The 7,451-nt window shown below is 39.7% G+C and carries 10 protein-coding genes; all 10 read right to left on the reverse strand.

Annotated features, from left to right (window positions below):
* Positions 1–346 precede the first annotated feature (346 nt).
* Positions 347–1,993, reverse strand: coding sequence for a phage minor capsid protein (locus H8706_RS11380; protein WP_262432720.1), 1,647 nt, complete (start codon positions 1,991–1,993; stop codon positions 347–349).
* 8 nt (positions 1,994–2,001) lie between these two features.
* Positions 2,002–3,423, reverse strand: coding sequence for a hypothetical protein (locus H8706_RS11385; protein ID WP_262432721.1), 1,422 nt, complete (start codon positions 3,421–3,423; stop codon positions 2,002–2,004).
* Positions 3,390–4,655: a PBSX family phage terminase large subunit gene (locus tag H8706_RS11390; protein ID WP_262432722.1), complete on the reverse strand. Its 1,266-nt coding sequence runs from the start codon at positions 4,653–4,655 to the stop codon at positions 3,390–3,392. The genes H8706_RS11385 and H8706_RS11390 overlap by 34 nt, the downstream gene beginning before the upstream one ends.
* Positions 4,645–5,049 carry a hypothetical protein gene (locus H8706_RS11395; RefSeq protein ID WP_262432723.1) on the reverse strand — a complete coding sequence of 135 codons (405 nt, stop codon included), beginning with the start codon at positions 5,047–5,049 and terminating at the stop codon, positions 4,645–4,647. The genes H8706_RS11390 and H8706_RS11395 overlap by 11 nt, the downstream gene beginning before the upstream one ends.
* 281 nt (positions 5,050–5,330) lie before the next feature.
* The gene (locus tag H8706_RS11400; RefSeq protein ID WP_262432724.1) at positions 5,331–5,771 is read right to left on the reverse strand and encodes a DUF1492 domain-containing protein; all 441 of its coding nucleotides are present in this window, start codon (positions 5,769–5,771) and stop codon (positions 5,331–5,333) included.
* Between the two features lie 12 nt (positions 5,772–5,783).
* The gene (locus H8706_RS11405; protein WP_262432725.1) at positions 5,784–5,927 is read right to left on the reverse strand and encodes a hypothetical protein; all 144 of its coding nucleotides are present in this window, start codon (positions 5,925–5,927) and stop codon (positions 5,784–5,786) included.
* An 11-nt stretch (positions 5,928–5,938) separates the two neighbouring features.
* Positions 5,939–6,139 (reverse strand): hypothetical protein, encoded by a 201-nt coding sequence (locus H8706_RS11410; RefSeq protein WP_262432726.1) that lies wholly within the window; start codon positions 6,137–6,139, stop codon positions 5,939–5,941.
* A 5-nt stretch (positions 6,140–6,144) separates the two neighbouring features.
* Complete coding sequence (locus H8706_RS11415) at positions 6,145–6,741, reverse strand: hypothetical protein (protein ID WP_262432727.1); 597 nt, start codon at positions 6,739–6,741, stop codon at positions 6,145–6,147.
* Complete coding sequence (locus H8706_RS11420) at positions 6,738–7,166, reverse strand: hypothetical protein (RefSeq protein WP_262432728.1); 429 nt, start codon at positions 7,164–7,166, stop codon at positions 6,738–6,740. Before H8706_RS11420 ends, H8706_RS11415 begins: the two co-directional genes overlap by 4 nt.
* 12 nt (positions 7,167–7,178) lie before the next feature.
* Complete coding sequence (locus H8706_RS11425) at positions 7,179–7,388, reverse strand: hypothetical protein (RefSeq protein ID WP_262432729.1); 210 nt, start codon at positions 7,386–7,388, stop codon at positions 7,179–7,181.
* Between the last annotated feature and the right edge of the window lie 63 nt (positions 7,389–7,451).

Consider the following 7,451-nt stretch of genomic DNA (forward strand, 5'->3'; position numbering starts at 1 on the left):
AATATCTTTTTCACATCTTCTCTTTTCATTTTTGCTCCTTTCTCGCCTTTCAGTTTGTTGTCGCAGTCCTTTCTGCTCGGCTTGATAGTTTCTCGTCATTCCGGACAAATTTTAGGTATAAAAAAAGCGCCTGCAAATTTAATGCAAACGCTTTGATTATCATATTAAATTTTAACATACAAAAAGGGACTGCATATGCAATCCCTTATGTGTTAGGTTATTCGGCAGGCGTCCAATTCTCCTGCATCTCTCGGGGTTTCCCCTTGTCAAGCCATCGGCGTGTGGACGTGGACGTATTCTTCCACCTCGAATAACCCATCATTATTGTATACATAGTATATCACAATTATTCTGATTTGTAAAGATTTTTTTTATTTTTTATTAACCTTCTCCACTCTTTTTCGTCAATTTTCATAAATGTTATTATTGAATTTTTAAAATTCTCATCATCTTCAGATGTAACCAATCTCAAAACTGTCTTAAATTGTTTATCGTCCTCTATGAATGATTTTAAAATCAACGCTGTATGTGACTTGTTAGATTCAATGATATACTCCGGTTGTTCCACAATCTGCCTCATATATCCACAATATTTTTCAAAGTCATCAGGGTGGTGCGCCTTTATATGTGCTATACGTTCATCTGTTATGATAACCTCATCTGTCCGTATATTCTTCGTCACACAACTATATATTTCTCTGTTTATTTTTCCAATATAATGCACTCCGTTTGCTCCTGATTGTGTATTTACGACTTTTATTGTATCACTTTTTCTGTTTTCTGTCAACAACTTGGCATTACCGTTTGTCAACGATTTGCCCTTGTACGTCCTCATTCTCTCGGTGCGCTTTGTCAAGCCCAGTTTATCGCATAAATCGTCATATTTTGCACGGTATGCGTCAATTTCCTTTTTGCGCATATTAGCCTCGGCAATGTTTCCGCTTTCTCTAAACATATCAGCTTGCGTCTGCTTGGTCCTTACCGCCCTTTCAAAGCGCCTTTGCGTCTGTTTCCATTCATAAAGCGTCTTTTTTCTGCCGTCATATTCTATAAGCTCGGTGCTTTGCCTTTGTATTTCGTCAAGCTCCTTTTTTGAATACCTCGGCTGCGACACCCCTAAAATAACGTCGTCTTTAAAGTGCAGACAACCGTAATCGCCCAGCGCGTTCAAAGCCTCTTTGCCGTCCTCGTATGTTATGCCGTCAACAGTAACCCTGCCGTTATATGAATACATTTTCCCCTGCATAAATAAGTGCGACGGTCTGCACCCTGCGTGCGCATCAACTTCAAATCCGTCACACCCGAGAATCTTGCCCACATATTCATCATATGCCTGCGCCGACTGTTTTGCACCGTAGAGTAAATTTTGACGAATCATAGCCGAAAGCGAACGGTTGACACCGCTGCCGTATGTAACCTTTACACCGCTTCCGCCAAGCTCCTCAACAGTCTTTTTCATAGCAGAGTTAAAATCCGCCGTACCGCTCGAAACCGCCGTAACCGCGCTTGATATTGCCTGTTCATATGCGCCCTTTAAAGGTGTGTGACCTATAACGTTGCCGAATGCGTCGTATTTGTCAAAGCCGAGTGCCTTTGTGCGTGATAAGTTAATCATCTCGCCTGCGGTCTGCTCCGCCCAGTTTGTCACAAGAGCTTTTGCAAATTCGTTTTCTTCAAACGGCACAAACGGAATGTTTCTAAAATCATAAAGCGGTTTATATGTGTTAACGCCGTCCGTAATGGTTTTCTCATAAACCTTTTCAACGTCCGCAATATTCATTTCTGTAATTTCGGCAAGCTTTTTTGTAATTTTCTTCATATCGCCTGTTATATCAGCCATATTTTTAAGTGTTTGTGCGTCGTATGCCGAAAGCGAGCCGATTTCCTTAATGCGTCTTGCTATTGTTTTAAGTGTGAAATCGTTAAATTCTTCAAGACGTTCATATATCACACCTGCATATTTATCAAGCTTGTCTTTATCAATTCTCGGCATTTTTTCACCTACTGACCGAGCATATCCTCAATGCTTCTGTTTGTTTTCTGCTCTTTTTCGCCGTTAATTTCGGCTTTCTTTTCCTCAACCTTTTTGTCGTCAAACGTCGGGTTCCAGTATTTTATAAGGTCGGCCTGCGATATTCCGCCTTTGTCATACAAAAGAATATTGTTCGAGAGCGTCTGTTGTTCGTCCTCATATATGTCTTTCCACGTTTCGTCATATGTATAGAGGTCGGAACGCACACCGTAATACAATGCGTCGGCTTTAAGAGTTTCCTCGTTGCCCGTTCTTATCGCCTGCTTAATTCTGTCGGCAAGGCTTAAATTATCAATATTATTCGATTTGATTTCGTATGCCGTGGCATTGTTTCCGCTTTTTTCGCAGGTTATAAGCTCACTGACACCCATTAAGTTTTGGTAATGTTCAAGCGCCTTTACAAGATGATTGTACAGTTCACTCCCTCTAAATTCGGGCGAAAATTCAACTGCAAGCTGTTGTGAACCGTTTGCGCTCATTGTCGGCTGCATAAGATAAATATATTCATCAAGTTTGTATGCGTGTTTTGCTTTGCCGTTTTCGTCAAAATCTTTCGCAATGGAGCGGTCTGCAAAAATCCGCCTTTCACCGCTTTCGAATTCGTGTTTTATCTGTTTGAGTATGGTCTGTATTTCCCTTTCAATTTTTCCGCACCCGTTGTTAAGCGGTTTCCCGTATACCGAACCGTCAAGGCACATAACCGGGGATTTGTACCGTCCAAAGCCTATATTGTCAGCGTTTTTGATAACCTTTATCTTTCTTCTCCTTATTCCCTCGTCATCAATGCCGTATAAAAAACTTTCCCATTCGGGAACATCAACATTTAATTCGTGCGCCTGTTCATCACCTATAAAAAACCTTATTGTAAGCGTTCCGTCTGCGTCAAGCGTATGCTGACGGCATAAAAGATAAACTTTTCCGTTTCTTTTGGTTGCCGACCATATCATATAAGCGTCTTTTATATCGTCGCCGACCGCCGAAGTAATGCAAAGTCTGTCACCCGAAATATACTCGTGCAAACCGTTCCTTTTGTCAATCAGCACCGCCCAGCATTCGGATATATTTTGTTTTGTATCACTTCCGCCCAGCATATAACCGCCGATTTTGTAACAGTTTTTCTGTAAATCCTTTACCGCTTTTTTTAACGGATCCGCAACCGCACTTTCTGAAACAACATCAAACGAACATTCCATAAATACGCGGTTCAGCACTTTTATAAGTATCATCTTAAAAAAGTTTACAACAGTGTCATCCTCTGCGGTCATTTCACCGTTGCTTTTGCCTTTGTTGAGCCACTCGTTTATTTTTCCGTTCAGTTTTATAAGTAAATTTGTAAAATAACTTTTTATTGCGTCTTTCAAATCATCACCGCCCTGTTTAAATATAACCAATCGTCCGCCAACGCGTACCACATACTGTCAAGTGTGTCTATTTGCATACTTCCGTCATCGAGTATAATCGCCTTATCCGACTTTTTGTCAAATACCGCATTTGACAGTTCGTCGGCAAGGTCATCGCATTCACCCTTTACCAAGAAAAATTTGCCTGAAGCCATAAGCTTTGATAAAAGCAATGGTCTGTCGGCAAGAGGCATATTGTTTTTTATGCACGCGGCATTATTAAACATATACCGCCAGTCGTTGAGTGAATTGATTATTGTATAATAACTGTCGTCAATAAAACATTTTTCAACATAGACATTAAAGTCTTTTTCAACGCCCGTTATAAATTCCTTTGCCTTATTGTCCACATCCTGCGGTCTTAAATCCACCGCTTGTATTTTTTTGCTTCTGATGCCGTATATCTTGCCGTCAGCACCTTGCGCAAATGCCGAAAGCGCATATGCAGATTTATTTCCGCCAAGGTCGTATCCCGCTTTTACCCAGTTAAATTTTTTCGGAAGTTTATCGGCGCTAATCATATATTTTTCGGGATTTCCCGCAAATTCGGGAAAAACAATTCCCTCCGCCGCAACCCAACGCCCCAAAATATAACGCTCATAAAATACACCTGTGTAAAGTGTTTCGGCACGGTTTATCTCTTCATCACCAAGTATGGGATTATCGCGCATTAAAAAATGTATATGCGTTTTCGGCTTTTTCGGATTTGTCAGCCAATCTTTATAAAACCAGTGGTTCGGTCCTTCCGGGTTGCAGTTAAACCAGATTTTCGCATTTTTAAACGACAACGTTCGCGCTATTGCCTGATCGACAAACGATTGAGGCATAAGCGCAACCTCATCAAATAAAACGCCTGCAAGCGTGATACCCTGTATAAGCGCATAGCTGCTCTCATCTTTACCGCCGAAAAAGTAAAAATAATTTTGTTTTTTACCGCACTTTATTGTCAACATACGTGTTGAAACTTTGTATTTAAGCGTAAAGGGAAGCCCCTCAATCTGCTCAAACGGTCTGAGTATATTGCGTTCGGCATTGCTCACCGTTTTACCGCAAATTGCAAAATTTGTCCTGTCAAATTTCGACATTGCCCAAAGTGCAAAAGCCAGGGTCATCACAACTGTTTTTCCGCTTCTTACCGCACCGTCGCAAATAAGATTTTCAGAATCGGAATATGCAAATTTTAGTATTTCGCCCTGTTTTTTTGAAAATTCATCAATCTGCATTTTCAACCGCCTTTTCTATAGCGTCCAAAAGTTTCTTCTGCTTTTCACCCGTTTCGCTCGTTTCTTCGGTCTGCTCGCCGATAAGCTCGCAAAGCTTTTTAAGCTCGTCCAAATTCGCCTTATAAGCAGTGTTTATAAGTGCAAGGTATGCTATAAGTTCTTTTATGCTTTTATCGTTTTTAATGCCGAAATCGCGCGCCAGCTTGGCAAAAACTTTACTGTCTTTAACCTCACCGTCAAGAAAATCGCAAAGTATTTTTTGAGTGGTCTTGCGCTCCTTTTGTACTTCCTGTGACTTTTTACCGCCCTTGCGTCCCTTTTCGGACGCGTCCGCACCGCTCTTAAACTGCGTCTTTTTTCCCTTTTTTAAGTTTTCTGTATATTCATTCGCCATTCATCTCACTTCACTTTTTATAGCAACAAAAAAGACGTCCCTCCAGGAACGTCTTGACCTTCTTTATTCATTTTACATTATATCACAGGACTATAGTGGCTTTTAATGGCTTATTTAAAAAAATTGCGAAAAAAATAAAAAAAAAGTCAATCGGCAAAATTTTCATATATGCACTGATTGACCCTCTAATGGAAATGTTGCTTATCATCATTAGAAAATGATTGAATAAGCCAGGTGTACCTTTATTTTACTTTCTTTTATGCTTTTCGTGCAATGAGGAATTAAATATCTAATTTTTCACCGCTTGTCCACCGTTTAAACGACTTTTCGCAGGTATTCAATGCTTTTTTATGCACTCTGTATATCCAGCGCAAATCATATCCCATACCCTCGGCAATTTGCTCCCACGTTTTAAACTGAACATACCGCATAATAAGAAGTGTCCTGTATGTATTGTTGTCTATTAAAGTTATAACGGTCATAATTTCCGATTTTATACGGTATAGTTCATCAATGCGTCTGTCAATAAGCTTACTGTAATCGGCATATTTTATAAACCGTGCCTCACTGCCGTTTCCGGTTGTCGCCGACACCTTTTCATTGTCGCTCGGCGGTGCGCTAACCTTGCACGCTAAAGCAAAAGCTTCCTCGCGCTCCGATAACAGCGCATTTATTTCTCTGTCGATTTTATACCCCCTGGAAAGCCACTCCTTTACCGTCATATTATTCCCCCTTTAAAACGTAACCGTAATATTAAGTACCGCCGCCGCAATCCAATATATAAACTTTTTAATATCACCGCTCGCCAAATATACAACTCCTGTGCACAAATCAAGCCCGATAAGAACAAGCGGAAATATGTACTTGTATTTGTTCATAGCACAACTCCTTATATCGCAATAGATGCACAGTTGTTTAAATCTCTTATGTACGCGCAAACCTTGTATTTTCCGAGGTCGATAAGTACAAACGTCGGATAAACTTCCGCAACCGTGCCCGTCACAATTCTGCTTTTTTTCGCCGTGTCGGTGTATTTTGTTTCAATGACGTTCATCTTGATTTTTGCGCCGATTTTAATTCTATTTTGCATATTGTTCAACTCCTCAATTCCTCAACATAGCACCAAGACTGCGGCGGTCTTTTCAATCGCTGGCACACACAATCTCTTTTTTCTATGCACCAAGTACAATCTGTAAATGGGGGCTTATCGCAAGCCTTATAAAATTCGTCGATTTCGTTTGGCTCTTGATATATTACAAGGTTGGAAATGTGCCAGCCGTAAAATTCTGTTATGCCCGCTCCGACGTACTTTCGCATTTCTTCCCACGATACGCAGGATTGTTTACGTAGCCAATTTTCTTCGTATTTTTCATCCTCGTTGGTTGCCACTGTTTCGTATTCATTCTCGCCATATTCGTAATAGCGTTCACCATCTTTTATGATTGTCTGTATTCGCTCATAGGTTTCATCATCCCAAAACTCACCTTCAAATTCTGTTATTTTATCACATACAAACTCGCCGATAACTTTACCATGTAATGGTAATTTTTTTGATTTGTCTTTTGTGCAGTAAATATAACACTTGAACGGTGTATCTATCCTCGGCTTTGTTTTCCGCACTTCAATGGTCTTTTGTCCAGTTACAATAAGTACGCAGTATTTTGGTTTAATGCTTATTAAAACGCTTTTCATTTATTTTCCTCCGTCATTTTTTTTACAAGGTTGTCAATATGGTAAACATCCACAACACACCGTCCTGCGCTTAAATAAAATCGTTTCTTCAACTGCTCTGCAAACTCTTTTATTGCTTCGGATTTTGCCTGTTGCAATTTTTGCAACAACCTTTCTATTTCCACATCTTTCGCGGTAATTGACCTTTCGAGAGCACAAATATACTTTTGGTCAGCTTTACTTACGGCATTAACTGACTCTTGAACCCTATCATTAAGCACTCTTTCATCTTCGGCGTGTTTTTCTTTTAATTCTTCAATCTCTGCCTTTTGGCGGTTAGCGAGAGATAAGACATCATCACATACAGCTCGCTCAATTAAAGATAACTTATTATTTTGATTTTTTAATATTTCCTCAAATGCCTTTATAATCTGTTCATCTGTCATAATGTATCACTCCTATTCTCGTTTGTAAGTAATGGTTTTTCCGTTTTCAAACTCAATATTTATCCGCACAGGATATCCCACCACATCCATTCCATAAGGCAGATAAACAGTCTTTTTAATGTTTAGTTTTACTTTGTGATTTTTCTCGCAACGCTCACAATCGATTTTTTTCATATAATCAGTTTGACAGTATTCGCATTGATATTTTGATAATTCTTTCATTTTGTATCACTCCTCATTTTCCACTTTCATTCACAAATATTCCGTTCCAAATATCTTCAAATT

The organism is Qingrenia yutianensis (assembly GCF_014385105.1).
GTDB lineage: Bacteria > Bacillota > Clostridia > UMGS1810 > UMGS1810 > Qingrenia > Qingrenia yutianensis.

What these genes read in the sequence shown, in the direction of transcription:
- H8706_RS11420 (WP_262432728.1), bottom strand. Translation starts at nt 7,166, where the DNA reads ATGACAGATGAACAGATTATAAAGGCATTTGAGGAAATATTAAAAAAT.
- H8706_RS11395 (WP_262432723.1), bottom strand. Translation starts at nt 5,049, where the DNA reads ATGGCGAATGAATATACAGAAAACTTAAAAAAGGGAAAAAAGACGCAG.
- H8706_RS11415 (WP_262432727.1), bottom strand. Translation starts at nt 6,741, where the DNA reads ATGAAAAGCGTTTTAATAAGCATTAAACCAAAATACTGCGTACTTATT.
- H8706_RS11405 (WP_262432725.1), bottom strand. Translation starts at nt 5,927, where the DNA reads ATGAACAAATACAAGTACATATTTCCGCTTGTTCTTATCGGGCTTGAT.
- H8706_RS11410 (WP_262432726.1), bottom strand. Translation starts at nt 6,139, where the DNA reads ATGCAAAATAGAATTAAAATCGGCGCAAAAATCAAGATGAACGTCATT.
- H8706_RS11390 (WP_262432722.1), bottom strand. Translation starts at nt 4,655, where the DNA reads ATGCAGATTGATGAATTTTCAAAAAAACAGGGCGAAATACTAAAATTT.
- H8706_RS11425 (WP_262432729.1), bottom strand. Translation starts at nt 7,388, where the DNA reads ATGAAAGAATTATCAAAATATCAATGCGAATACTGTCAAACTGATTAT.
- H8706_RS11400 (WP_262432724.1), bottom strand. Translation starts at nt 5,771, where the DNA reads ATGACGGTAAAGGAGTGGCTTTCCAGGGGGTATAAAATCGACAGAGAA.
- H8706_RS11380 (WP_262432720.1), bottom strand. Translation starts at nt 1,993, where the DNA reads ATGCCGAGAATTGATAAAGACAAGCTTGATAAATATGCAGGTGTGATA.